Below are 23,964 nucleotides of genomic sequence, written 5' to 3' on the forward strand. Positions count from 1 at the left end.
CTTATCAGGTGATTCATGATTGATGCCGCAACGCTGCTGTTGTTTTCCGGCGCCTGCGTGGCGCTGGCGCTCACCCCCGGTCCGGATATGCTGCTGATCGCTTCGCGCAGCGTCAGCCAGGGGCGGCGCGCCGGTTTCGCTTCGCTGGCGGGCATCCAGCTCGGCACGTACTGCCACGCGCTGGCGGCGGCGCTGGGGTTGTCGCAACTGTTCGTCGCCGTGCCGCTGGCCTACGACGCGGTGAGGATGCTGGGTGCCGCCTATCTGCTCTATCTGGCGTGGAAAACGCTGCGATCCGGCAGCAGTCTGCAGGCTTCTTCCGGGTTGCAGGCGGTGCCGACGGCGCGCATTTTCCGTCAGGGATTGTTCACCAACATTCTCAACCCGAAAATGGCGCTGTTCGTGCTGGCGTTGTTCCCGCAGTTTATCGATCCGCGTGCCGGCTCGGTGGTGGGGCAGATGCTGGCGCTGGCGACGGTGTTGAATCTGGTGGGCTTGCTGATTAACGGCGGGGTGATCCTGGCGGTCAGCGGCATGAAAAGCCGCTTTGCCGGCCGCCGTTTCAGCGCCCGTTGGCCGAACTACCTGCTGAGCGGGGTATTCGCCGGGCTGGCCTGCAAACTCATTTTCGACAGTCGTCGTTAACCCTCGCGCAGCAGCGCTTCAAACGCCGCGCTGGCCGGTTCGTCCGGCAGCGCGCTGTACATCACCAGCCGCAGGTGATTCTCTTCGTCGACGATGAAAGAGGCATGGTCAAAGGTGACCGGGCCGATTTCCGGGAGGGTGAAGCTGCGCCGCCCCTGGCAACGCCCGTGAATGTCATGCTGCCGCCAGAGCTGGCGGAACTGCGGCGATACCCGCTCCAGCGCCTGCACCCGTTGACGCATCACCTCATCCTCCGGCGCACGGGCATAGTCGCGCCGGAAACTGGCCAGGATCTGCGGCGCCTGCGCCCGCCACTCCAGCAGGCGCGCATTGAGCTGCGGATCGGCAAACAGCATCCACAACATGTTGCGCTCTTGCGCCGGGCGCTCGTCGATGGCGAACAGCCGCTGCGCCGCCGGGTTCCAGGCGATGATGTCCCAACTGAGGTTCATGACGTAGGCTGGCCGCAGCGCCAGATCGTCCAACAGCCCCCGCACCAACGGCGAAACCTGGCACCACTGATGTCCGACCGGCACCGGTGGCCGCTGATGCGCCAATAAGAACAGGTGGTAGCGGCCGGCGGCATCGAGCTGCAGCACCCGCGCCAGATTTTCCAAAAACGCCACCGAGGCATTGATTTCCCTGCCTTGCTCCAGCCAGGTGTACCAGGTGAGGCCGACGCCGGCCAGCGCCGCGACCTCCTCACGCCGCAATCCCGGCGTGCGGCGGCGGCTGCCGCTCGGCAAACCGACCGCCTGCGGCGACAGCTGTTCTCGTTTTTGACGCAGAAAATCCGCCAGTTCGTGGCGGGTGCGTTCCAGGGTGCGTGGGGGCATGGCGGCCGTCCTGTTGCTGTTAGTAATAGTATAACTGGCTATATAGTAACAGTTTAAACCCTGTTCCATACTGCGGCCATCATAATCTCTGGAGGTGGTATGGAACATTCATTATCTGGTGAACGGCGGGGATTGCCCGGCCTGCCGGTACTGCTGTTGGGCGGTTTTGTCACGGTGTTCGATCTGTTTGTGGTCAATGTGGCGGCGCCGGTGATCCAGCAACAGTTCGCCGCCGATTTCGCCGCTATCGGTTTGATCGTCGCCGGTTATGAGCTGGCGTTTGGGGTACTGCTGATCGCCGGCGGACGCCTGGGGGATCGCTTCGGGCGTCGGCGTCTGTTCAGCCTCGGCATGCTGGGATTCACGCTGAGTTCCCTGTTGTGCGGGCTGGCGGGGTCGCTCAGCCTGCTGATCGCCGCCCGTGTTCTGCAAGGCGCGGCGGCGGCGCTGCTGTTCCCGCAGATCTACGCCCTGATGCGGGTGCTGTACCCGCCGCAACAGCGGCGGCGCGCTTTCGCCTGGCTGGGGATGACGCTGGGATTGGCGGCGATCTTCGGCCAGATCCTCGGGGGTTTCATTATCGAGGCCAATCTGTTCGGCAGCGGCTGGCGCATGATCTTCCTGATCAATCTGCCGATCGGCGCGCTGGCGCTGTGCGCGACGCGCCGCATTCCCGAATCGCGGGTGGCGCAGGCGCAGCGGTTAGACGGCGTTGGCCTGCTGCTGGCGGCGGCCGGCCTGTCGCTGTTGCTGCTGCCATTGCTGGAAGGGCCGGCGCGCGGTTGGCCGTGGTGGATCGCGCCGATGCTGGCATTGGCGCTGCTGACGCTGTGGGGTTTCCTGCGTTGGGAACGCCGCCTGGCAAAGCGCGGTGGCGATGCGGTGCTCGATCCGGCGCTGTTCCGCCAGGCGGGCTTCGCACCGGGCATGGCGGTGGTGTTGGCGATTTATGCCACCGCCTCCTCGTTTTTCTTGTGCTTCGCGCTGCTGCTGCAGGCGGGGGCGGGGCTGACGCCTTTTCAGGCGGGCAGCCTGTTCGCCCCGGCCAGCGCGGCCTTTATGCTGGCCTCGATGCTGGCGCCCCGGCTGGCGCTGCGTTGGGGTAACGATGTGCTGAGCGCGGGCGTGGCGATTTACGCCGTCGGGTTGGCACTATTGATGGCGCAGGCGCTGTGGGGGGCGGCGCTGGCGCATCCCCTGCGGTTGCTGCCAGGGTTGGTGGTACTGGGATTCGGCCAGGCGCTGAGCATGACGCCGCTGCTGAATCTGGTGCTCGGTTTGGCGCAGGAGCGGCAGGCGGGCATGGCGGCGGGTCTGGTTGCCACCGTGCAGCAGGTGGGGGGGGCGCTGGGCATCGTGGTCAGCGGCGTCGGCTTCGTGCCGCTGTTGGCGAGCGGCGGCGCGGCGGAGCGCTACGCCCAGGCATTCGCCGGCGCCATGGTGTTTAATCTGTTGGCGATGGGCGTCGCCCTGCTGTTATTAAACCGGATCAACCGAAATAGCCGGAAAGCGGATCTTAAGTAGGCCGCCGGCGGGTGCTTTACTGTCGTCATCATGAGAGAGCGATAAGGAGCCACACTGATGTTTCAACCCGCCGCATTTCGCGAAGACGATCTCGATACCCAACTGGCGCTGGTGCGCGCCCATCCGCTCGGGCTGCTGGTCAGCCACGGCGAACAGGGGTTGACGGCCGATCCACTGCCGTTTGTGACTGATGTCGAGCAAGGGCAGCTCCGGCTGCGGGGGCACCTGTCGCGCGCCAACGAACACTGGCGGCGATTGCAACAGGTGGCCGAATGTCTGGTGATCTTTCAGGGCGTGGAGGGCTATGTGTCGCCCGGCTGGTACCCGAGCAAGCGCCAGAGCGGCAAGGTGGTGCCGACCTGGAACTACAGCGTCGTGCAGCTGTATGGCGTGCCGACGGTGACGGACGACCCGGCCTGGCTGCGCCGGCAACTGATCGATCTGACCGCGCAGCAGGAAGGGCGGCGTCCTGAATCCTGGCGGCTCGACGATGCGCCGGCCAACTACATCGCCGCACAGCTTAAAGGCATCGTCGGTATTGAGATCGCCGTCACCCGGCGCGAAGGCAAATGGAAGATGAGCCAAAACCGCAGCGCCGACGATGCCGACGGGGTGATCGCCGGGCTGCGCGACGGCGATGAAGCGCAGCGGCGGCTGGCGGCGGAGGTTGAGCGGCGGCGCGGATAGGGTATGCTAACCGAAGAGTGAGCTGAGGGAACCTTCGGATGGATTACACCAAAATTATCAAAGAAATAGGCCGCGGCAAAAACCATGCGCGCGACCTGGACCGGCAGACCGCTTTTCAGCTGTATCAGGCGATGCTGGCCGGGGAGGTCCCCGAGCTGGAGCTGGGCGGCATTCTGATCGCGCTGCGCATCAAGGGCGAAGCCGAAGAGGAGATGCTGGGCTTCTACCAGGCGATGCAGCAGCAGGTGCTGCCGCTGCAGGCGCCGCAGGGGCGGCCATTGCCGGTGGTGTTGCCGAGCTACAACGGCGCGCGTAAGCAGGCCAATCTGACGCCGTTGCTGGCGCTGCTGCTCGCGAAGGTGGGCCTGCCGGTGGTGGTGCACGGCGTGCTGGACGACAGCACCCGCGTGACCAGCGCCGAGATTTTCCGCGCGCTTGGGCTGCCGTGGTCAGAACAGGCCGATCACGCCCAGCGGCGTCTCGATAGCGGCGAGGCGGTATTCATGCCGGTTTCCACGCTGTCGGCGCCGCTGGCGCGGCAGCTCGGGTTGCGTTGGCGCATGGGGGTGCGCAACAGCGCCCATACGTTGGCCAAGCTGGCGACGCCGTTCGGCGAACAGGATGCGCTGCGTCTCGCCAGCGTTTCACACCCGGAGTATGTCGGCCGGGTGGCGTCGTTTTTCCGCCAGATCGGCGCCCGCGGGCTGCTGATGCACGGCACGGAAGGCGAAGCTTACGCCAACCCGCTGCGCTGCCCGCAAATTCACCATATCGTCGGCGGCGAACAGCGCATCTTGCTGGAACGCACCTTGCAGGATGAAACGCCGCTCTTGCCGGCGGCGAAAGACGCGGAAACCACCGCGCGCTGGACCGAGCGCTGCCTAGCCGGCGAGGTGGCGATCCCGCTGGCCATTCAGCGGCAGATCGCCTGTTGTCTGGTGGCCACCGGCGAAAGCGAGACGCTGGAGCAGGGGCTGCGGCGCCTGCATCAGGCCTAGGCGAGACTATACTGGGATATTTCCTCATCGGCTGAGAAGGACGGTTATGCAACAGGCTCTCGATTACTTCAATCAATTGAACCAGGATTACCTCGACGTTCACCGCGCCAAAGAAGAGCTGTTCTGGCAAAACTACATGGGCACCGGCGGCGAAGACGTCTCGGCGCGCTTTTCCGCCGCCGAAAGCGCCTATAAGCGCTTTATCGCCGAACCGCGCCGGCTCGGGGAGATCCGCACTCTGCTGGCCGGGCTGGAGGCGCTGCCGCAGGAGGCGCAGCGCGATGCGCTGATCCACGGCCTGCAGGGTTGGCTGCGCTTTTTCGACTGCAACGCCATCGAAGATCCTCAGGCGCAGGCGCTGTTGGATCAGATCATCCACGCCGAGTCCGATCTCTACTCGCGCCGCAAGGGCTATCAGGTCACCCATCTGAACGCCGACGGCCAGCGCGTGGCGGCTTCGCTCGGCGAGCTGCTGACCAATCAGGCGACCAACCCGAACGAAGAGTATCGCCGCAGCTCGCAGCAGGCGCTGCGCGATCTGGAGCAATGGTTGCTGCATAACGGCTTGCCGGAGCTGATTGGCCTGCGCAACCGCTTTGCGCGCCAGATGGGCTATCGCAACTATTTCGACTACAAGGTGAACAAAACCGAGCGCATGACGCCGGAGCAGCTGTTCGCCATTCTGGATCGCTTCGAGCGGGAAACCCGCGAGGCCAACGCGCGCAGCCTGCAGCAGCTGGCGGCCGAGAAGGGCAGCCAGGCGCTGGAACCGTGGAACGTGCGCTTCGCCAGCGCCGGCGACGTCACCCGCCAACTGGATCCTTATTTCCCGTTTTCCCGTTCGTTGGAACGCTGGGTCGACAGCTTCAAACGCCTGCACATCGGTTTTGGCGGCGCGGAGATGAACCTCGATCTGCTGGTGCGCAAAGGCAAGTATGAGAATGGCTTTATGCATGGCCCGGTGCCGCCGTTTGTGCGCCAGGGGGAATGGGTGCCGGCGCGCATCAACTTCACCAGCCTGGCGCAGCCGGGGCAGGTAGGCAGCGGTGCCTACGGGCTCAACACCCTGTTCCACGAGGGCGGCCATGCGGCGCACTTCGCCAATATTCGCCAGAATGCGCCGTGCTTCTCGCAGGAGTTCCCGCCGACCTCGATGGCCTATGCCGAAACCCAGTCGATGTTCTGCGACAGCCTGCTCGACGACGCCGACTGGCTGAAACGCTATGCGAAAAACGCCGCCGGCGAAGCGGTGCCCGATGCGTTGATCGAGGCCGGCATTGCGGCGCGTCAGCCGATGCGCGCGTTCAATGAACGCCATATTCTGCTGGTGCCGTACTTCGAATGGGCGCTGTATCAATGGGATGACGCGCAGCGCACGCCGGAAGCCATCACCGCGCTGGCGCGCGAGATCGAGCAAAAAATCCTCGGCATCAGCGGTAGCCCGCGCCCGACGCTGGCGATCCCGCATCTGCTGTCGCTGGAGTCAGCCTGTTCTTACCAGGGCTATCTGTTGGCGATGATGGCGGTGGAACAAACCCGCCAGTTCTTCCTGCAGCGCGACGGTTACCTGACGGACAACCCGGCCATCGGCCCGGATCTGGCGCGGCACTATTGGTTGCCGGGCAACAGCGTCAGCCATGACGACACGCTGCGCAGCCTGACCGGCGAAGGGTTCAACCCGGACTCTCTGGCGCAGGCCTGCAATCAGACGGTAGCGCAGGCGTGGCGGGAAGCGCAGCAGACGATGGCCGCCGCCGCCGAGCGCCCGCAGCCGCCGGCGGATTTCGATTTGCAGGCGCATATTCGGGTGGTGGACGGCGAGACGGTATTGGCGGATAACGCCGACGGTGACGAACGAATGTGCCGCGACTTCGCCGCGGCGATAGAGGCGCGCTTGGCTTAAGGCGGATAATAAAATCCACGCCGCGGCGTGGATTTTATTTAATGGCTAAACCGGACGCTATGTTATTCGAAATAGACGTCGGGATTATCCGCCAGAGACACGAAGCTCTTGGTGTTTCTATCCAGCGTACGAATTTCGCCGCTTTCGATGTCATAGACCCAGCCGTGCAGGCGCAGCCCGCTGTTGCGCAGACCCACAGCCACAGAAGGATGGGTTTTGATATTATTTAGCTGAGCTATAACGTTCTCTTCAACCATAGCGTTAACTTTGTCTGTTTCGCTATTCCAGGTTTTCTTCTCGACCACCGCTTTTGCCGCATCGGCATAGTGCAGCCAGTGGGCCACGGCCGGCATCGGATCGAGGCACTGACAGGAAGCGATGGCTTTCATGGCGCCGCAGTTTGAGTGGCCGCAGATAACGATATCAGTCACGCCCAGCGCCACAACGGCATACTCGATGGTCGCGGATACCCCGCCCGGCTCCGGGCCAAAGGAAGGGACGATGTTGCCTGCGTTGCGGATAACGAAAAGTTGCCCCGGTTCTTGCTGGGTCACCAGCTCGGGCACCAGACGGCTGTCAGAACAGGAGATGAAAAGCGCTTTAGGATTCTGGCTGGAGGCAAGGCTGCGAAACAGTTCCTTACGCTGCGGGAAAATCTCTTTCTGGAAACTGAGGAAACCTTCAATGATATGTTGCATACAACGCTCTCTGCATCTGTAGTCTGCGTAACATGATTAATCATCCTTTCCCGTTAGTCCAGCAATGGCTAGGTAAAAAATGTGTGCTCAAGCCACCCTGCAAACCCCATTGAATACAGGGTTTCTGCCGATTTTCGGCAACATGACCCGGCTCGTTTGCGCGTGGGTTGCCGATAGCGTGGACGGCTAGGCGCGCGCTGTCGTACCCATTCAGCGCCGACGCACGCGAACATAAAAAAAGCCCATCGGAGTCATATCCGACGGGCTTTCTGACGACTGGGGCAAGGATTATTTGTAGATAACCGCGGTCGCGTGCATCAGGTTATTGCCGCTGGTAGAGGTGATGGTGAAAGCCTTGGCGCCTGCGGCATCGGCTTTGGCGGCCAGCTGAGAGGTCAGGCTGCTCAGGTCGGTCGCGCCGCTGGCGACGATCACGCCGGCTTTTTCGAATTGGGCGGCATCCTGGGCGCTGAGGTGTTCAGCGGCGAAAGTGGTGAAAGAAACGGTAGCCAGGGCGATAGCGGCAGCAAAAGTTTTGATGGTTTTCATGTTGGTCATTCCTGTCAAAGTGAATTAGGGAGAAAGGGGTTTGCCTTTCGATGGGAAGATTATTGCGCAGTGACAGGCGGGATGAAATCGGAGAGTGTTGATGGTTTTATTCAGATTTTTTGATTGTTAATTCCCCCGTTCATCTTCTGCATAAACGGGGGAGACGATCAGCGCATCGGGCGCGTCAGGTCGAACCGGTGCTGTTCCGAAATGCCGTAGTAGGCGGTCGGGCCGCCGGCGCGCAGGATAGGTTCGGCGGCGGCGGTCTGATACACGCCGTGTTCGTCCAGCAGCGCCGGGTCGAGATGCACCGCCACCACTTCGCCCAACACCAGCCAGGTTTCCACCTGTGCGCCATCGGCGGTTTGCAGCTGAATGCACTGGGTCAACCGGCATTCGAAGTTCACCGGGCTTTCCGCCACGCGTTCGGCTTTGACCCGCCGCCCGGGCAGCGGCGTAACGCCGGCGAAGGCGAATTCGTCCTCGCCGCGCGGCAGGTTGATGGCACTGTTGTTCATCGCTTCCGCCAGCGGGCGCGTCGCCAGGTTCCAGACGAACTCGCCGGTTTCCACGATATTCGCTACGCTGTCTTTCCAGCCGGTGCTGGCGAAACCGATGATCGGCGGACGGTAGTTGAAGCAGTTGAAAAAGCTGTAGGGCGCCAGATTGCGCTGGCCGGCGGCGCTGCGGGAAGATATCCAGCCGATCGGACGCGGGCCGACGATAGCGTTCAGCGGATCGTGCGGCAGGCCGTGGCCGGCGGCGGGTTCATAATAATAACGAGATTCACGGCTCATGGGGGACCCTGTGGCAATCGATGAAGCTTTCATTGTGCCGGGTTTCCCGCCGCTGCGCCATTGCGGGCCGGATGTGTTATCTTACGCGCCGGAAATACCTTCAAGAGAGCCCGTCACGGTGGAAAAAAAGAAAACCTTCCCGCAGCAGAAAAGCGGCCTGCATCCGCGCAACCGTCATCGTTCGCGCTACGACTTCCCGGCGCTGATCGCCAGCTGCCCGGCGCTGGCGCCGTTCGTAAAACCGAACGCCTGGGGCGATGTCTCGGTGGACTTCGCCGATCCGGCGGCGGTGAAAATGCTCAACCGTGCGTTGCTGCAACACTTTTACGGCATCGAACACTGGGATATTCCGGCTGATTACCTGTGCCCGCCGATCCCCGGCCGCGCCGACTATCTGCATCACCTGGCGGACCTGTTGGCGACCAGCAACGGCGGTGAGATCCCACGCGGCAAGGGCGTGGCGATCCTCGACGTCGGCGTCGGCGCCAACTGCATCTACCCGATCGTCGGCCTGCGCGAATACGGTTGGCGTTTCACCGGATCCGAAATCGATCCGGTGTCGCTCAACTCGGCCAAAATGATCGTCGAGATGAACCCGACGCTGCGCAACAGCGTGCGTCTGCGGCTGCAGAAACAGCCGGAGCTTATTTTTACCGGCATTATCGGCGCGGCCGAGAAATTCGACGCCACCCTGTGCAACCCGCCGTTCCATGCCTCTGAACAGGAAGCGCGCGCCAGCACCCGCCGCAAGCTGCATAAGTTGGGCAAAGGGGAAGTGGCCGACAAGCCGGTACAAAACTTCGGCGGCAAGAACAACGAGCTGTGGTGCGAAGGCGGCGAAGAGGCCTTTGTGCGCAAGATGGTGGAAGAGAGCGTCGGCAAGGCCAACAACTGCCTGTGGTTCACCTCGCTTATCTCAAAGAACACTACGCTGCCGGCCATCTACCATGCGCTGAAGGTGGCGGGCGCGGCCGAGGTGCGCACCATCGAGATGGCGCAAGGGCAGAAGATCAGCCGCTTCGTCGCCTGGACCTTCCATGACGTCGAGCAACAGGCCGCCTGGGCGGCCGAACACTGGCGTTAATCCTTCCGGCGCCGGCTATCCTGTCGGCGCCGACAAAAATCCGCATTTTACCTTTCAATTTTCATGGCTTACGTTATTCTCAATACGAGTTTAATAATAAAAATCTTAGTCTGTTGGTTTATTTAAAATCGAATAATTACTTTACTGAATAAATAAATTTAATCCGGTTAATAGCAATAACCAGAAGGATCGGCGTTGCCCGCTCCTTCCGCAATGGCACGTCTGCGTGTGGGCGCGGCATGTGGCCAGGAAAATAAGAAAAGCGCCATCATCTGCCACAAGGACTACACCTTATGCTGTTACGATTCAGTCAGTTAACTACCCACACCGGCGCCGAACTGAGCGCGATAGAACACGCCGTGCCAATGATCGTATTCTCGCCAGAGGGCAGGGTATTGCGCGCCAACGATCTCTTTCTCAGCACGCTGGGATTTCAGCGTGATGACGTGATAGGCCAGCATCACCGTATTTTCTGCGATCCGAACTATGTCGCCAGCCCGCTGTATCGCAAACATTGGGAGACGCTGAATCAGGGGCAACCCATCACGGACACCATAAAGCGCATCGCGAAAAACGGCGAGGCGGTATGGCTGCAGGGCACTTACGCGCCGGTACTGAATAAACAAGGTAAGGTGGTGGAAATCGTCAAGATCGCCAGCGAAGTGACCGAGCGAGTGACCCAGGCGCAGGAACATCGCAGCCTGCTGGCGGCGCTGAATCGATCGATGGCGATGATCTCTTTTACGCCGCAGGGCACCATTGTCAGCGCCAACGACAATATGCTGGCGCTGATGGGTTATCGGCTGGACGAGGCGCGTGGGCAGTCGCATGCGGTGCTGTGCCTGCCGGAGTTCGTCGCTTCCGACGACTATCGGCGGCACTGGCAGCGTCTGGCGCGCGGCGAGTTTATCACCGGGCGTTTTGAACGCATCAATCGGCGCGGTGAGCGGGTATGGCTGGAGGCCAGCTATAACCCGATCCTCGACAACGAAGGTCAGGTGGTGAAGGTGGTGAAGATTGCTCAGGACATCACCCGGCTGATGCAACAGCAGCAGCATGAAGAAGAAATGGTGCGCAGCGCCCATCACCTGTCGCTCGATACCGATCGGCAGGCGGCGCAGGGCGCGGCGATCGTGCAGCAGGCGGTGCAGGGCATGCAGCAGGTTGAAGCGGCGGCGCGTGAAACGTCGGCGGTGATCACCGAACTGGGCCAATGCTCTCAGCAGATTGGCACCATCGTCGAAGCCATTCGTAAAATTGCCGCCCAAACCAACCTGCTGGCGATTAACGCCTCCATCGAAGCCGCCCACGCCGGTGAGCACGGGCGCGGCTTTGCGGTGGTGGCCAACGAGGTACGCACGCTGGCGGAACAATCGCGCAAGGCGGCGACCGAGATCGAACGCATGACCAAGTCTATCCAGCAAGGCGTGGCGGCGGCGATCGCCGGCATGGCGACCTGCGTGGAACAGGCCGGCGGCGGTGTGGCATTGACCCATGACGCCGGAGAAGTGATTAACCAGGTCAACATCGGCATGCATGACGTCGTGAAGCTGATGCAGGCGTTTACTTCGGTGAAGCAGGGCGACGCGCTGCACTGAGTTTGCCGGACGCCGCCCCTGAAAACGGGGCGGCATTTGTCCCCTCCCTCCGATCTCTGCGCCGTTGAGCTGCGGTTCAACGTTGCCATTCTATGCTATGCTTAAAAGTGAACGAACGTTCGTTCATTAATTTATATTCATTTGTGGCGCCAGGCGCCCCTTTCACCGTTTCGGAGCTGCCGATGGGAAACCGAGAAAAGATTGTCGACGCCGCGCTGCACAGCTTTACCGATAAGGGATTTCACCAGACCAGCATGCGGGATATCGCACAGGCGGCGGGCGTCAGCGTCGGCAACCTCTATAACCACTTTACCGGCAAGGAAGCGCTGATCGGCGAAATTGCGCTGCTTGAGAACGACGTATTCACCGAACTCGCCGCCGGATTGCAGGGGGACAGAAAACGGCCGAAACAGGCGCTGTCGGCCTTTTTTACCGCCTATCACGCCTTTGTCTCTGCCCCCGGCAATGTACAGCTGTCGGCTGAGATCGTGGCCGAAGTGGGGCGTAACCCGGCGTTGGCCGAGCCGTTCAGCGCCAACCAGCGGCAGCTGATTGAGGCGCTGGCGACGACGATCGCCGAGGCTCAGCAAACCGGCGAGATCGCACCGGCGGTCGCGCCGTTAGCGCTCGCGCAACTGGTGCTGGACGTGATCGAAAGTCAGGCCTGGCGGCAGGCGATCTTTGCGTCGCCTTCCCCGGAGGAGACCACGCCGGTGCGGCTGTTGGAACAGCTGCTCTACCGGAATCCTTAGTCGAGGTTGGTATGCTGCACATTGAGCCGTATCGCGATGCTGACCGCCTGCAAACGGCGGCGTTGATCTACGCCGCGTTCTGCGACAAGTTCCAGCGTGCGCGCCGTTTGAGCGCCCGCCGGCAGTGGCGTCTGTTTTATCGGTTGTGGAGCTGGAAGCAAAGCGGCAGCCGGGAGCGCAGCTTCGTGGTGAAACAGGATGAGCAGGTGGTGGCGGCCTTTGCCCTCAATGCGGCCGCGGCAGAGGGCGACGCCGGGCCGCGCCCGCGCGCATTGCCGATTTGGCGGCTATGCCGCCGCTACGGTTGGCTGAACGTTTGGCGCATGTATCTGCAAATTGCGGTATTGCAGCATACTCCGGCGGCCGATGAGCTGTATCTCTCTTACCTGGCGGTGGCGGAGAGTCAGCGCGGTAAAGGGGTAGGCAAGCGACTGCTGCAGTGGATGAACGACTATGCCGCCGGACCGGGCGCGGGCCGGCGTCTGAGTTTGCACGTCAGCCGGTGCAACGTCGATGCGCAGCGTTTGTATCAGCGCTGCGGTTTTCAGGTGCGGCGTGAAGAGCACTACGCTTCGCTGGGGCTGCTGTTCGGCCAGGCCGACTGGGTATTGATGGAGAGACGCTGCGGGGAGGCGAGGTGCGAAAAATAGGGCTGTTCATCGTGGCGCTGCTCCTGGCGGTGCTTGGCTGGATAATTTACGTCAATGATTTTCGCTTCGTCACCGAGCCTGTGACGGTGACCGCCGGCGGCAATCGGTTGACCGGCACGCTGGTGCTGCCGCAGCATGCGCCAGTCAAACCCGGCGTCGTGGTGTTCGTGCACGGTGATGGGCCGGCCAACGCCAGTCGCGACGAAGGTTACTACGCCATTTGGGAGACGATGGCGCAGCAGGGCTACGCGGTTTTATCCTTCGATAAGCCGGGCATTGGCGGTTCCGGCGGCAACTGGCTGCATCAGACCATGGCGGATCGCGCGCGGGAAACCGCCGATATCATCGATTGGGCCCGGCGGGACGGGCGTTTCGATGCGCGCTGCGTGGGGCTGTGGGGCGCCAGCCAGGCGGGTTGGGTGATGCCGGAGGTGGCACGCTTGCGGCCTGACATTGCTTTCACGCTTGCGCTCTCGCCGGCGATCAACTGGCTGCGGCAGGGGCGTTATAACACCCGGGCGGCGATGGCGGCGGCAGGGGATGATGAGGCGCTGATCCAGGCGCGCGAGGCGCACTGGCGCCATATCCAAACGCTGCTCGAACAGCCGGACGGCTACGCGCAGTACCGCCGTGACCATGACGGCGGCGCCCCATTGAGCGCCGACCGCTGGCGCTTTATTCGTGCCAACATGGCCAGCGACGCGACGGCGGGACTGGGGTATTTCAACACGCCGGTGCACCTGATTCTGGGCGGCCGTGACGTCAACGTGGACGCGGACGAAACCGAGCGGGTGTACCGGCAGAGGATCCCCGCCTCGCTGCTGACGGTGACGCGCATCGACGAGGCCGATCACGTGATGGTCAAGCCGCTGTTCGCCCGCCATCCGTGGCTGATCAACGCGGTTGGCCTGTTTGCCCCGCGCTCGGTGCAATACGATGCCTACCGGCAGGACGTGGCGGCCTTCCTGGCCGCCCAGCCCTGCGGCAGAGGGCGCTAACCGCCGGGAGCCGCGGGCGGTGTCTGTTCTTCATGCGGCTGCGGCGCGCGCGAGATCTGCATCGCCTGTTGCGGCATGCCGATGCCGGCCCGATCGAAATGGATTTTCACCAGCCGATCGAGGGCGTATTGCACCACCCACTGTTTCAGCGCCTGCGTGCGCACCGTCACGCGGGTGGTGAACGAGCGATCGCCCAGCGCCACCACGCCGTTGAAGACCGGCTCGCCAATCAGGAAATGCTTCACCTGTTCATCCTGCTTCAGCGCCGCGATGGCCTGATGCAACACCTCGTTGACCCGATCGATGTCCTCGTCGCGGCTGACGGTGTAGTTGGCGCGGTATACCCCGAACTCACGGGCATAGTTGGCCAGCGTGGCGATCGACGAGTACGGCACGATGTGATAGACGCCGTAGTCGTCGCGCAGGCCGATCGAGCGGATGGTCATGCGCTCCACGGTGCCGGTGATGCCGCTGACGGTGACGTATTCGCCGGTGTTCATGCCGTTTTCGAACTGGATGAACACGCCGGTGATCACGTCTTTCACCAGCGTCTGGGCACCGAAGCTGATGGCCAGCCCCAGCGCGCCGGCGCCCGCCAGCAGCGGCGCGATATTGAGCCCTACCTGCGACAGCACGATCATCACGGTGATGGTGCTGATAACGATAGCCAGCACGTTGCGAAACAGCGTCAACAGCGTGCGTTCGCGCGCGCTCGGCCGCACGCCGTTGCTCAGCTCCAGCGCCAGGCGATGCTCGATCATGCTGGCCATCAGCGTCCAGCTGAACACGGCGATCAGCAGGATCAGCAGGATATGCACCAGCCCGCCGAGCGCCCGCTGGCCATTTTCGCTGCCCGCCCACTGGTACAGGTTGATCAGGTGCCAGGCGTCGAGCAGGAACAGCGTCACCGCCAGCACTACCATCACCCGCAGTATCTTCAGCCCGTTGGGGATATAGGAATTGATGCGCCGCTCGAGCATCGGGTAGCGCAGATTGACGTCGGTCGGCAGCGAAATGCGGCGAAAAATCCAGCGGGTCAGCATGCCGGACAGCAGGGCGCCGACGCCGATCACCAGCAGGCTTTTCACCGTGGCGCTCATCATAAAGCGCAGGCTGTTGCCGATGTCGAACTGCGACAGCACGAACAACACCAGAAAATAGGCGATCGCCAGCAGGTGCCAGATATGCCCCAGGCCGCGCAGGATCACGCTGAAAAACGCCATCGACCGCTCGGCCAGCAGATTGATCTGTTGCTGTATCGGCTTGCGGTTATGTAGGATTAGCCAGATGGCGTACAGCGTCAGCGCCAGCATCACCACCAGGTTGACGGCGGCGGCGGCCGGGTAGCTGATCTGTACCGCCACCACCGGCACCATTACCATCAGGCCATAGCCGATCAGGCCGCTGAGCCAGGCGAGACGGGTGTTCCAGTAGCGCGCGCTCTGATCGCTGAAAGGAAAGGGGCGCAGATAGTCGAAGCCGGGAGCGAAAATCAGCCGCAGCACCGCTTTGAAGAATTCAATCACCGCGAAAGCGCTGAGAAACAGGGTCTGCAGCCGCAAAATGGTGGCGCTGTCGGCGTGGACGTGGCGGGCGAACAGGTTGCCCGCCGCCAGCGCCAGCAGCAGCACCAGCAGATCGATGGCGAAAGCGCCGAGAATGGCGGCGGGGCGCTTATACCATGGGCCGCGCTGCAGCCGCGCGTTGTGTCCCCAACTGCCCATGCGTTTGTACAGCGGCGCGATCAGCCGCCGGATCAGATGGAACAGGGCAAAGGTGACCGCCACCGTCAGCAGAAAGTAGCCCAGCGCGCGGAAAAAGCCGGCGGGATTGAAAACGCGCTTCGGGCCGGAATCGATCAGCTTTTGCAGCGCGCCGAGCTTCTGGTTAAAGGTGCCGATGCCTTCCTGCGCCAGCGAGTTCAAGCTGTCGCTCAGCGTGGCCGGCGTCGATGCCTCCTGGGCGGCCGGCGCGGCGGCGGGGGCGTCACCGGCGGCCTGTTTCAGATGGTTGATGAGGGCCGCGCGCGCCTGGTCGTCTTGCAGCAGATCGGCCAGCGCGGCATAGGCGGCCTTCTGCTGCTCGCTCTTGTCGGCGGGGGCGGGCGGCGCATTTTGTGCCAGGGCCGGTGGAGCGAAGACGCTCAGGGTCAGCGACAGCAGCAGGAAAAGCAGATGTTCTCGCAGATGAGAACCTCGTCGGGAGTATGCGTTTGGCGGCATTGTTCCTCTCTTTGGCGTTCTGTGATCGGCGGATGTCAGAGCAATACGATGAAAACAATGAATATAGTAGGAAAGGAAGCGCGATGATGCGTGGGAGAGCGTGCGGAATGAAAGCGGCGGGCGCGCGGCGCGCCCGCCATTAATCCGCCGGGATCAGGATACGTGTTGCAGGAACTCCCGCAGGCGCGGGCTCGGCGGATGGTTGATAAGATCGTGCGGATTGCCGTCTTCGGCAATCCGGCCCTTGTCGATAAAGATCAGGCGCGACGCCACTTTTTCGGCAAAGCCGACTTCGTGGGTGACGATGACCATCGTCATGCCTTCCTCGGCCAGATCCTGCATCACCTTCAGCACTTCGTGGCGCAGCTCCGGATCGAGCGCGGAGGTCGGCTCGTCGAACAGCATCATTTTCGGCTTCACCGCCAGCGCGCGCGCGATCGCCACACGCTGCTGCTGGCCGCCCGACAATTCGGACGGGTAGTGATGGGCGCGTTCCGCCAGACCGACCTTGGCCAGCAGCTCGCGCGCCAGTTTTTCCGCATCGGACTTCTTCGCGCCACGCACGCGAATCGGGCCGAAGGCGACGTTTTCCAGCGCCGTCAGGTGCGGGAACAGGTAGAACTGCTGGAACACCATGCCGGCTTCCTGGCGGATCAGCCGGTCGTCCACTTTCGGATCGTTGGCTTTCAGGCCGTCGACGATCAGATCGCCGCTGGTGACCTCTTCCAGTTTGTTGATGCAGCGCAGCAGGGTGGATTTGCCGGAGCCGGACGGCCCGATGATCACCACCACTTCGCCTTTGTCGATCTTCAAATCGATGTTGTGCAGCACCTGGGTTTGGCCAAAATGCTTGGAGACGTTTTTAAATTCAATCACAGGATTTTCATCCTTCTTTCCAGACGACGCAGCACGAAGCTCAGCACCAGGGTAATAATCAGATAGATAACCGCCACGGCGCTCCAGATTTCCAGCGCGCGGAAGTTACCGGCAATAATTTCTTGACCCTGACGGGTCAGCTCCGCCACGCCGATCACGATGAACAGCGAGGTGTCTTTGATGCTGATGATCCACTGGTTGCCCAGCGGCGGCAGCATGCGGCGCAGCGCCAGCGGCATAATGACATAGCGGATGGTTTCGCGGCGCGACAGGCCGAGCGCCAGGCCGGCTTCGCGGAAACCGTTATGAATCGACAGCACCGCGCCGCGGGTGATTTCCGCGATGTAGGCGCCGGAGTTGATCATGATGGTCACCACCGCCGCAGTGAACGGGTCGATGCGCAAGTCGCTAAATGCCATAGGCAGGGCGAAGTAGATGAACATCACCTGCACCACGATCGGCGTGCCGCGGATCACTTCGATAAACACCAACGCGATGTGGTTGGCGATCCAACCGCCGTAGGTGCGGGCAAAGCCGGCGACGAGGCCGATGATCAGGCCGCCAATCAGACCGAGGACCGAAATCCACAGGGTCATTTTGGCGCCCTCTAACAAGATAGGAATGGCGGGCCAGATGGCGCTCCAGTCGAACTGCATGATATTTCTCCCGGTGATCCCAAACGTGGGCATCAGATACAACAAAGCGCAGGGGGTTAAGCGACCCCCTGTGCTTAAGTTAATAACTTGCGAAATTCACAGCTTACTTAGGTTCGGTGCCGAACCACTTCTTGTAGATCTCGTTATAGGTGCCGTTCTCGCGCAGGGTTTTCAGCGCGCCGTTCACCTTCTCGCGCAGCGCGTCGCTGCCTTTAGGGAAGGCGATGCCATACTGCTGTGCTTCCAGCGAATCGCCTACGGTTTTGAACTTGCCGGCGCCGGCCGTCTTAATGAAGTATAGGATGTTTGGCGTGTCGTGCAGCACCGCATCGGCGCGCTTGGTGCCCAGCTCCATGTAGGCGTTGTCGATGTTAGGGAACTGACGCAGGTCCTTGGTTTTGATGTGCTGCTTGGCGTAGTCCACCGAGCCGGTGCCGCTCTTCACCGCCACCACTTTACCGTTGAGATCGTCGATGCTCTTCACGCTGTTGTTGTCGGCATTGACCATCACCAGCAGGCCGCTTTTGTAGTAGCCGTCGGAGAAGTCGATGGCTTTCTTGCGTTCATCGGTGATGGTGATGCCGGCCAACGCCAGATCGACGTTTTTGGTCTGCAGCGCCGGAATGATGCCGCCGAAGTCCATTGGCTTCAGGGTGTAGTCCAGCTTCAGCTCTTTGGCGACGGCGGCCCACAGATCGATGTCGAAGCCGACGTATTTGTCGCCTTGCTTGAACTCAAAAGGAACGAAAGCGGTGTCGGTGGCGACCACCAGTTTGTCTGCTGCGTGGGAACTTACGGCAAAGGCCAGAGAGAGTGCGGCCAGGGAGACTTTAAAAATCGACTTCATGAGAGGAATTCCTGTACAGGTTGCGGATTACCCATTTTTTATATTGCAGTTGGTGCCATGAAAAAATCGTGCCATGTTTTCAACTACTATAAAAACAAAGAGTTATTGCGTGATGTTGTGCCGGTCAGGCGAATTGTTATGGTTATGCACCACAATGAGGCACCGAAATGGTGCGTAAGAATTATCTTGGTGCACGGGGCTATCATTAACCAAATTTTGGCTGTGAAACAACCGATCTTTAACCTTTTTGCTTCAATATTGATAACTAACTCTAACTTTCATGAAGCACTGACGGTGCAAGCGGGGCCGCGAGAGGGGGAAAAGGGGAGCAGATAATGCTAGCGCAACTGGCTGTCTTTGCTGCCGCGCCGGTTGTACAGGCCGTTGGCCGCGTGTTTTTTGTCCTGCTCGGCCTGGCAGGCCAGGCAAAAACGCACGCCGGCTAGCGCCTTGCGGCGCGCTTCGGGGATCGCTTCCCCACACTCCTGACAATAGCGTTCGCTTTCGCCGTGCCCGAGCGCACCACGCGCGCGCTGCACCGCGTCGTCGACGGTGGAGTCGATCTGATCTTGTACGGCGCCGTCCGCCGCCCAACCGTTAGCCATCATGACCTCCTTACCAGGTTACCTTAGGGTTAATATGGGGCGTTTTTCGTACAATGCAACGGTCGTGCAAAAGAAAACAGGCCGGGCAAGAGCCCAGCCTGTTTTTCCCGCGATGAGAGGCGGTCTGTAACGCCTTATGGCGTTATTCGATGTTGGATTCGATGAACCACAGGAACTTGTCCAGATCGCGTGAGGCGGCGGTGAACATATCGGCGGTGTCTTCGTCTTCCACTTCGGTAATGGCTTTACGGATGTCGTTCGCTACCGCGCCATAGCGATCGGCCAGCGCTTTCAGGTGCTCTTGCACGCTGTGGATATTGGTCGGGTAGCTTTTCAGCGGCGTCCGATCGTTAACGACCTGGACCGTGCCCAGCGCCACGCCGCCCAGTTGCACTACGCGCTCGGCGAAGGTGTCCTGGTGCTCGATGATGGCGGTGCGGAAGCCGTCCAGCATTTCATGAACCGCGATGAAGTTTGCGCCGCGCATGTTCCAATGCGCCTGTTTGGTGATCAACGAGAGATCGATGAATTGCACGACCTGATGGTTCAGCGCCTTAATGGCGGCCAGTTTGATTTTTTCGTCCAGATCGTTACGGGTATACAGCAGATCAGAAGATTTCGTTTTCACCAGTTTAGCGGTACTCATATCAGATATCCTCTTGATTAGTCGTTGTCCTATTTCGTTACGAGATCCATTATAGCAGGAGGATTTATTTTTTCCGTACGAAAATGGCTATTGTACAAATAGGAATAGCCTGGTGTAAATATTTTGACTCGGATTTTGTTTTTTATTAATGCATTGAATTTTATTGTTATTTTATTTTTACTGTGCCGTAATTATTATTTACCCAGGTGACGGTTTTTCTGGGTTATCTTATTTGCATTGAGCACACTGAGCTCAGGGGAATATCCGTCTTGTTATCGTAGTGTTAAATTTAAGCCGATTCAGATTGATAGCCGCCATTGATGCCGTTACAGTAGGGAGATTATCCCCATTCTTTATATTGGCGAGTGATGAAAATTAACGTCGTCGGCACCAGCGGCAGCGGTAAAAGCACCCTGGCGCGCCAACTGGCGGAACGGCTTGGCGTTCCCTATATCGAGTTGGACAGGCTCTATTGGTGGCCCGAGTGGCAGGGAACGCCCGATGACGCGTTTCTGGCGCGGGTTGAGCAGACGCTGGCTGAAGCGGGGGAGGGTTGGGTGCTGGATGGCAACTACAGCCGTTCGCAGCCAATCAAGTGGCGCGAGGTCGACTATATCCTGTGGCTGGACTACGGTTTCTGCCGCACGCTGTGGCAAGCCGTGCGCCGCGCGTGCCGGCGTGCGGCCAGCAAAAGCGAGCTGTGGCCGGGCACCGGCAATCGGGAGAGCTTCCGCCGCACTTTTTTCAGCCGCGAGTCGATTGTGCTCTGGACGATCCGCACCTATGCCAAAAACCGGCGAAAATACCTGGCGGAGATGGCCCGAGACGATGTCGGGCACCGTTTCGTGCGCTTGCGTTCACCCCGCCAGACCGCCGATTTTCTACGGGCGCTGAGGCAGACTCACAGCAGCAGTCGGTGATGGATTTTCACCACCGCTTTCTTAATTTGCTGCGGCTGCTGCCACAAGCAGCCGGCTTTGTATGGTTCCATCTGGAAAAAAATCGCGAACATGCCGTGCGTCATATGCAGCGTTTGTGGGTGGCGTTTGATGTCCAGCAACAGCAGGTCGCCGTTTTCCGCGTGGGGATGTTCGCGATGTCCGTCGCCCGCCAGACCGTATTCGATGCGCTCTTCGCCGCTGATCAGCAGGTGCAGAGTAATGTACTCCTGCTGCATTTCGGCCTGTTTCTCCGCCGCCGCTACCGTGGTCAGGGTCATCACGTCCATAAAGATGCTGTCGCCGTCGATCGGGTGTCGTCCCGGTGCCAGTTCGGGCAGGTCGCATCGGCGCAGCTCGGTCAGGGTTGAAACCAGCGCCGGCGCGAGTCCACGGCCGAAGCGGGGGTTGAACAGGCTGTTGTGAATCACTGTTATTCTCCATGTGAGCGAAAGTCCAAATAGCCTGCGTGCAGGCCAAGAGGAAGTATGCCGGCTTGTCTCGCGGAAAACAGTTAACCCGCCTGCATTCCCGGCGTTGCGGTATGCAGGCGAGCAGGCGCTCAGGAAAGGCTTTCGAGGCGTGGTTTGGGACGGATGGTCAGGGTGGAGCCCATGGAGGCGGCGATGATGGCCGCCAGCGCCAGCCATTGCACGCCACTCAGGTGCTCGCCGAGGAACAGCATGCCGGACAGCGCCGCCATCGCCGGTTCCAGGCTCATCAGGGTGCCGAAGGTGCGCGCCGGGATTTTGGGCAGGGCGATAATCTCCAGCGAGTAAGGCAGCGCGGTGGAGAGAACCGCCACCGCCAGCGCCACCGGCAGAATATCGATGTTGAACAGTGCGGCGCCGGTTTGCCACGCGCCGATCGGGCAGAACACCAGCGCGGCGATCAGCGAGCCGAGTGCCACCGTGCCGGGGCCGTGATCGCCGCCGGCCTTCTGACCGAAGATAATATAGACCGCCCAGCAGGCGCCGGCCCCGAGCGCGCAGGCGGCGCCGAACGGATCGATCCCGGCCACGCCGTGGCCGAGCGGCAGCAGGAACCATAGCCCGGCGATCGCCAGTGCCACCCACAGGAAGTCGATCGGTCGCCGCGACGAAAACATGGCCACCGCCAGCGGGCCGGTGAACTCCAGCGCCACGGCGATGCCGAGCGGCACCGTGCGCAACGACAGATAGAACAAGTAGTTCATCGCGCCGAGCGACAGGCCGTAAATCAGCAGCGGCAAGCGGCTGCCGGCGGTGATGCGCATGCGCCACGGGCGGAAGATAATGAACAAAATCAGGGTGCCGAGGAAAAGTCGCAGCGTGGTGATGCCTTCCGCGCCCACGATCGGGAACAGGCTTTTGGCCAACGAGGCGCCGCTCTGGATCGACACCATGGCGATGATTAATAAACAGATAGGCAGCAGCGCGGAGGGCGCTCTGCCGGAAGTAGATAACGACATCCTTAACGGGCCTTTTATGCGCCGTTCCTCAGCCTTGAGAAAACGGTCGAAACGGGGATGTGAGCAGTGTAAATGAAATGACGAAAATCTGTCTGAGAAAAGCGCGTATCGCGGTGAAATCCGCCGATCCTCGGATGAGATGTGGCGAATTTGGTCAAAAAGTGCGCTTTTTCTTAAGAATTATCTGGATATTAAATAGGTGATTTTTGTCACAGAAAGCCGTAGAATACGGCCGAAAATAGAGCGAAAAGAAGAAGATACACTGTTCTTGAAATCTTCTGTTACACGATATAAAGCATTAGACACTCATTTCAAGGCAGAGTTTCACGCTAATTTTTGTTATATTTTCAAAGCATGAACAAATGGATGTACTTAATAATAAAACGCGTTTGAGGTGGTTATGAAAAAAATTGCATGTCTTTCCGCAGTAGCAGCTTGCGTATTAGCAGTTAGCGCAGGTACCGCATTCGCTGGTCAGAGCACCGTATCCGCTGGCTATGCGCAGGGTGATTTCCAAGGCGTTGCTAACAAGGCCGACGGTTTCAACCTGAAATACCGTTACGAGTTCGACAACAACCCACTGGGCGTAATCGGTTCCTTTACCCACCTGGAAAAGGACGGTTCTCAGGACGGTTTCTACAACAAAGCTCAGTACAACTCTATCTCTGCCGGTCCAGCATACCGCATCAATGACTGGGCGAGCATCTACGGTCTGGTTGGCCTGGGTTACGGTAAATTCACTACCAACGCTCAGAACGGCACTTCTCGTCACGACACCGCTGACTACGGCTTCACCTACGGTGCCGGTCTGCAGTTCAACCCAATCGAGAACGTTGCCCTGGATGTTGGTTACGAGCAGAACCGCATTCGCAGCGTTGACGTTGGCACCTGGAACGTTGGCGTAGGCTACCGCTTCTAAGTGTGTTCGTGCCTGCGGGCATGAACCTGCGGCAAGCTTTGCCGCACTCGATAAAAAATCCGCCTCCGGGCGGATTTTTTTTATCTGTTACTTGCCGCCGCGCTCCGTCGGTTGCGTCGAGAACCTTGCGCTGCGGGCATCGCGCTCGTAGCCCTGCGGCTCGGTCAATAATCCATACAGCTCGGGGCGTCGTCCGTAAATCCAGCGGCGACCGGTGCTGAGCGGGATCAACGTCAGATCGAGTTCTGCGCTGACCATCCGGTCTTCCGCCGCCCAGGTCTCTGCCAAGATGCGGCCGTAAGGATCGAGGATCATGGCGTTGCCGGTGCGTATCTCATCATCATCGCGGCCCACGCCGTTGCTGAACAGCAAAAACACGCCATTGTCGTGAGCGCGCGCCGGTAGCCAGCGCATCAGCCAGCCGCGGCCGTGTTCGCCGCGAAAAGCGGCTTCGATCGCCTGCGGATCTTCCGCGCGCCGCTGCCACAGCGCCTGAGGGATCGGCTTCATGCCGTGCGGGCTACGCGAGTGGGTGCCGCCGGTCTGGTGCGGGGCGATCAGCACCTCCGCTCCCAGCAGCGCCGTTGCGCGCACATTCTCCACCAGATTATTGTCCCAGCAGATCAACACGCCCACGCGCACGCCCCAGGGCGTATCGAACACCGTATAGCGGTTGCCGCTGGCGATGGCCGGGTGCTCGAAGGCGTGCAGCTTGCGGTGCACGTGCAGTTCGCCGTCCGGCAGGCAAACGGCGTAGGCGTTGTAACAGCGGCCGTCGTCGCCCAGCTCGATCAGCCCGACGCCAATCGCCATGTTGTAACGCTCCGCCTGCGGGCGAATGCGCGCCAGCGAAGGGCTGTTCGCCATCGGTTCCGCCAGCGCCCGCACTTCGGCGTCGGACAGATGGCGCACGTGCCAATAGCCGGTGATGCACATTTCCGGGAAGGCCAGCAGCTGTATCTGCTGCTCGGCCGCCTGGGCGATAAAGCGCTCGATGATCGACAGGTTGTAATTCTTATCGTTGGCGCGATGCTGGAATTGCACCGTGGCGGCGCGTAATGAAGGGGTCATGGTCTCTCTCCGGTT

At 60.8% G+C, this 23,964-nt stretch carries 25 protein-coding genes; 12 read left to right on the plus strand and 13 right to left on the minus strand.

What is annotated here, in order from left to right:
* Nucleotides 1–15 precede the first annotated feature (15 nt).
* Nucleotides 16–645 (plus strand): LysE family translocator, encoded by a 630-nt coding sequence (locus AAIE04_RS03095; protein WP_309531024.1) that lies wholly within the window; start codon nt 16–18, stop codon nt 643–645.
* On the opposite strand, the gene AAIE04_RS03100 is transcribed toward AAIE04_RS03095, so the two are convergent.
* Complete coding sequence (locus AAIE04_RS03100; RefSeq protein WP_498576467.1) at nt 642–1,481, minus strand: helix-turn-helix transcriptional regulator; 840 nt, start codon at nt 1,479–1,481, stop codon at nt 642–644. The two genes, AAIE04_RS03095 and AAIE04_RS03100, sit on opposite strands and share 4 nt — an antisense overlap.
* A gap of 99 nt (nt 1,482–1,580) precedes the next feature.
* On the opposite strand from AAIE04_RS03100, the gene AAIE04_RS03105 reads away from it, so the two are divergent.
* Genes AAIE04_RS03105 through AAIE04_RS03120 form a run of 4 tightly spaced genes read left to right on the plus strand, consistent with a single transcriptional unit; the run spans nt 1,581 to nt 6,593 of the window.
* Complete coding sequence (locus AAIE04_RS03105; protein ID WP_498576468.1) at nt 1,581–3,005, plus strand: MFS transporter; 1,425 nt, start codon at nt 1,581–1,583, stop codon at nt 3,003–3,005.
* Between the two features lie 57 nt (nt 3,006–3,062).
* Nucleotides 3,063–3,692 carry an FMN-binding negative transcriptional regulator gene (locus AAIE04_RS03110; protein WP_498576469.1) on the plus strand — a complete coding sequence of 210 codons (630 nt, stop codon included), beginning with the start codon at nt 3,063–3,065 and terminating at the stop codon, nt 3,690–3,692.
* Nucleotides 3,693–3,730: 38 nt separating this feature from the next.
* Nucleotides 3,731–4,690: a DNA-binding protein YbiB gene (gene ybiB, locus AAIE04_RS03115; protein ID WP_154746780.1), complete on the plus strand. Its 960-nt coding sequence runs from the start codon at nt 3,731–3,733 to the stop codon at nt 4,688–4,690.
* Nucleotides 4,691–4,736: 46 nt separating this feature from the next.
* A complete protein-coding gene (locus AAIE04_RS03120) occupies nt 4,737–6,593 on the plus strand; it encodes a M3 family metallopeptidase (RefSeq protein WP_154746781.1) in 1,857 nt (618 codons plus the stop codon).
* A gap of 62 nt (nt 6,594–6,655) precedes the next feature.
* On the opposite strand, the gene AAIE04_RS03125 is transcribed toward AAIE04_RS03120, so the two are convergent.
* From AAIE04_RS03125 to AAIE04_RS03135, 3 genes are all read right to left on the minus strand, one after another.
* The gene (locus AAIE04_RS03125) at nt 6,656–7,291 is read right to left on the minus strand and encodes a carbonic anhydrase (protein ID WP_004939270.1); all 636 of its coding nucleotides are present in this window, start codon (nt 7,289–7,291) and stop codon (nt 6,656–6,658) included.
* A gap of 288 nt (nt 7,292–7,579) precedes the next feature.
* The gene (bhsA, locus tag AAIE04_RS03130; RefSeq protein WP_025159991.1) at nt 7,580–7,840 is read right to left on the minus strand and encodes a multiple stress resistance protein BhsA; all 261 of its coding nucleotides are present in this window, start codon (nt 7,838–7,840) and stop codon (nt 7,580–7,582) included.
* Between the two features lie 167 nt (nt 7,841–8,007).
* Complete coding sequence (locus AAIE04_RS03135; RefSeq protein ID WP_019454627.1) at nt 8,008–8,637, minus strand: flavin reductase family protein; 630 nt, start codon at nt 8,635–8,637, stop codon at nt 8,008–8,010.
* 118 nt (nt 8,638–8,755) lie between these two features.
* Here AAIE04_RS03135 and rlmF point away from each other — a divergent pair, with 118 nt between their 5' ends.
* From rlmF to AAIE04_RS03160, 5 genes are all read left to right on the plus strand, one after another.
* Nucleotides 8,756–9,721 carry a 23S rRNA (adenine(1618)-N(6))-methyltransferase RlmF gene (gene rlmF, locus AAIE04_RS03140; protein ID WP_498576470.1) on the plus strand — a complete coding sequence of 322 codons (966 nt, stop codon included), beginning with the start codon at nt 8,756–8,758 and terminating at the stop codon, nt 9,719–9,721.
* A 293-nt stretch (nt 9,722–10,014) separates the two neighbouring features.
* Nucleotides 10,015–11,319 carry a methyl-accepting chemotaxis protein gene (locus AAIE04_RS03145; RefSeq protein ID WP_154746782.1) on the plus strand — a complete coding sequence of 435 codons (1,305 nt, stop codon included), beginning with the start codon at nt 10,015–10,017 and terminating at the stop codon, nt 11,317–11,319.
* A 182-nt stretch (nt 11,320–11,501) separates the two neighbouring features.
* Entirely contained in the window at nt 11,502–12,071 is a 570-nt protein-coding gene (locus AAIE04_RS03150; RefSeq protein WP_498576471.1) for a TetR/AcrR family transcriptional regulator, read from the plus strand.
* Between the two features lie 11 nt (nt 12,072–12,082).
* Nucleotides 12,083–12,721 carry a GNAT family N-acetyltransferase gene (locus AAIE04_RS03155; RefSeq protein ID WP_498576472.1) on the plus strand — a complete coding sequence of 213 codons (639 nt, stop codon included), beginning with the start codon at nt 12,083–12,085 and terminating at the stop codon, nt 12,719–12,721.
* Entirely contained in the window at nt 12,709–13,719 is a 1,011-nt protein-coding gene (locus AAIE04_RS03160) for an alpha/beta hydrolase family protein (protein ID WP_498576473.1), read from the plus strand. The genes AAIE04_RS03155 and AAIE04_RS03160 overlap by 13 nt, the downstream gene beginning before the upstream one ends.
* Here the strand turns inward: AAIE04_RS03160 and ybiO are convergent.
* From ybiO to dps, 6 genes are all read right to left on the minus strand, one after another.
* Nucleotides 13,716–15,941 (minus strand): mechanosensitive channel protein, encoded by a 2,226-nt coding sequence (gene ybiO, locus AAIE04_RS03165; protein WP_498576474.1) that lies wholly within the window; start codon nt 15,939–15,941, stop codon nt 13,716–13,718. The two genes, AAIE04_RS03160 and ybiO, sit on opposite strands and share 4 nt — an antisense overlap.
* Nucleotides 15,942–16,094: 153 nt before the next feature.
* Nucleotides 16,095–16,817, minus strand: a complete 723-nt coding sequence (glnQ, locus tag AAIE04_RS03170) for a glutamine ABC transporter ATP-binding protein GlnQ (protein ID WP_025159986.1) — start codon at nt 16,815–16,817, stop codon at nt 16,095–16,097.
* Nucleotides 16,814–17,473: a glutamine ABC transporter permease GlnP gene (gene glnP / locus AAIE04_RS03175; RefSeq protein WP_019454487.1), complete on the minus strand. Its 660-nt coding sequence runs from the start codon at nt 17,471–17,473 to the stop codon at nt 16,814–16,816. Before glnP ends, glnQ begins: the two co-directional genes overlap by 4 nt.
* 103 nt (nt 17,474–17,576) lie before the next feature.
* Entirely contained in the window at nt 17,577–18,320 is a 744-nt protein-coding gene (gene glnH / locus AAIE04_RS03180) for a glutamine ABC transporter substrate-binding protein GlnH (protein ID WP_019454486.1), read from the minus strand.
* 338 nt (nt 18,321–18,658) lie between these two features.
* Nucleotides 18,659–18,925, minus strand: coding sequence for a DksA/TraR family C4-type zinc finger protein (locus tag AAIE04_RS03185; protein ID WP_019454484.1), 267 nt, complete (start codon nt 18,923–18,925; stop codon nt 18,659–18,661).
* 142 nt (nt 18,926–19,067) lie between these two features.
* The gene (gene dps, locus AAIE04_RS03190) at nt 19,068–19,571 is read right to left on the minus strand and encodes a DNA starvation/stationary phase protection protein Dps (protein WP_016928514.1); all 504 of its coding nucleotides are present in this window, start codon (nt 19,569–19,571) and stop codon (nt 19,068–19,070) included.
* Nucleotides 19,572–19,939: 368 nt separating this feature from the next.
* Between dps and AAIE04_RS03195 the strand changes: the two genes are divergently transcribed.
* On the plus strand, nt 19,940–20,491 hold the full coding sequence (locus tag AAIE04_RS03195; RefSeq protein ID WP_498576475.1) for an AAA family ATPase: 552 nt from the start codon (nt 19,940–19,942) through the stop codon (nt 20,489–20,491).
* Here AAIE04_RS03195 and AAIE04_RS03200 read toward each other — a convergent pair.
* Together AAIE04_RS03200 and rhtA are read right to left on the minus strand one after the other, a co-directional pair.
* Nucleotides 20,473–20,940 (minus strand): YhcH/YjgK/YiaL family protein, encoded by a 468-nt coding sequence (locus tag AAIE04_RS03200; protein WP_063919023.1) that lies wholly within the window; start codon nt 20,938–20,940, stop codon nt 20,473–20,475. The genes AAIE04_RS03195 and AAIE04_RS03200 overlap by 19 nt on opposite strands.
* A gap of 131 nt (nt 20,941–21,071) precedes the next feature.
* Nucleotides 21,072–21,959, minus strand: a complete 888-nt coding sequence (rhtA, locus tag AAIE04_RS03205) for a threonine/homoserine exporter RhtA (protein WP_019454481.1) — start codon at nt 21,957–21,959, stop codon at nt 21,072–21,074.
* Nucleotides 21,960–22,359: 400 nt separating this feature from the next.
* Between rhtA and ompX the strand changes: the two genes are divergently transcribed.
* Entirely contained in the window at nt 22,360–22,878 is a 519-nt protein-coding gene (ompX, locus tag AAIE04_RS03210; RefSeq protein WP_019454480.1) for an outer membrane protein OmpX, read from the plus strand.
* A gap of 87 nt (nt 22,879–22,965) precedes the next feature.
* On the opposite strand, the gene AAIE04_RS03215 is transcribed toward ompX, so the two are convergent.
* Entirely contained in the window at nt 22,966–23,949 is a 984-nt protein-coding gene (locus AAIE04_RS03215) for a nitrilase family protein (protein WP_498576476.1), read from the minus strand.
* Nucleotides 23,950–23,964 lie beyond the last annotated feature (15 nt).

The sequence above is a fragment of the Serratia sp. Ae19-1 genome (assembly GCF_059801225.1).